This window comes from Pseudomonas sp. PDM32 (assembly GCF_019219225.1).
Lineage (GTDB): Bacteria > Pseudomonadota > Gammaproteobacteria > Pseudomonadales > Pseudomonadaceae > Aquipseudomonas > Aquipseudomonas laurylsulfatiphila.
In genome coordinates this window covers 1-1,500 of sequence record NZ_JAHUWE010000031.1, presented here as the reverse complement: position 1 = coordinate 1,500, position 1,500 = coordinate 1, and the positions used below count along the sequence as shown (strand labels likewise).

The window sequence follows — 1,500 nt, the reverse complement described above, 5'->3', positions numbered from 1 at the left end:
CAGCCTACCACCTTAAACTTGGACAACCAACGCCAAGCTGGCCTAGCCTTCTCCGTCCCTCCATCGCAATAACCAGAAGTACAGGAATATTAACCTGTTTTCCATCGACTACGCTTTTCAGCCTCGCCTTAGGGACCGACTAACCCTGCGTCGATTAACGTTGCGCAGGAAACCTTGGTCTTTCGGCGTGGGTGTTTTTCACACCCATTGTCGTTACTCATGTCAGCATTCGCACTTCTGATACCTCCAGCAAGCTTCTCAACTCACCTTCACAGGCTTACAGAACGCTCCTCTACCGCATCATCCGAAGATGATACCCGTAGCTTCGGTGTATGGTTTGAGCCCCGTTACATCTTCCGCGCAGGCCGACTCGACTAGTGAGCTATTACGCTTTCTTTAAAGGGTGGCTGCTTCTAAGCCAACCTCCTAGCTGTCTAAGCCTTCCCACATCGTTTCCCACTTAACCATAACTTTGGGACCTTAGCTGACGGTCTGGGTTGTTTCCCTTTTCACGACGGACGTTAGCACCCGCCGTGTGTCTCCCATGCTCGGCACTTGTAGGTATTCGGAGTTTGCATCGGTTTGGTAAGTCGGGATGACCCCCTAGCCGAAACAGTGCTCTACCCCCTACAGTGATACATGAGGCGCTACCTAAATAGCTTTCGAGGAGAACCAGCTATCTCCGAGCTTGATTAGCCTTTCACTCCGATCCACAGGTCATCCGCTAACTTTTCAACGGTAGTCGGTTCGGTCCTCCAGTCAGTGTTACCTAACCTTCAACCTGCCCATGGATAGATCGCCCGGTTTCGGGTCTATTCCCAGCGACTAGACGCCCTATTAAGACTCGCTTTCGCTACGCCTCCCCTATTCGGTTAAGCTCGCCACTGAAAATAAGTCGCTGACCCATTATACAAAAGGTACGCAGTCACCCAACAAAGTGGGCTCCCACTGCTTGTACGCATACGGTTTCAGGATCTATTTCACTCCCCTCTCCGGGGTTCTTTTCGCCTTTCCCTCACGGTACTAGTTCACTATCGGTCAGTCAGTAGTATTTAGCCTTGGAGGATGGTCCCCCCATATTCAGACAAAGTTTCTCGTGCTCCGTCCTACTCGATTTCATGACTAAGAGATTTTCGCGTACAGGGCTATCACCCACTATGGCCGCACTTTCCAGAGCGTTCCGCTAATCTCAAAGCCACTTAAGGGCTAGTCCCCGTTCGCTCGCCACTACTAAGGGAATCTCGGTTGATTTCTTTTCCTCAGGGTACTTAGATGTTTCAGTTCCCCTGGTTCGCCTCTTGCACCTATGTATTCAGTACAAGATAACCATCTTATGATGGCTGGGTTCCCCCATTCAGACATCTCCGGATCAAAGTCTGTTTGCCGACTCCCCGAAGCTTTTCGCAGGCTACCACGTCTTTCATCGCCTCTGACTGCCAAGGCATCCACCGTATGCGCTTCTTCACTTGACCATATAACCCCAAGCAATCTGGTTATACT

At 50.8% G+C, this 1,500-nt stretch carries 1 rRNA gene; it reads right to left on the bottom strand.

The window, feature by feature from the left end:
- Nucleotides 1-1,472: ribosomal RNA gene (locus KW846_RS29630) — 23S ribosomal RNA — on the bottom strand; the annotation flags it as partial.
- Nucleotides 1,473-1,500: the final 28 nt, after the last annotated feature.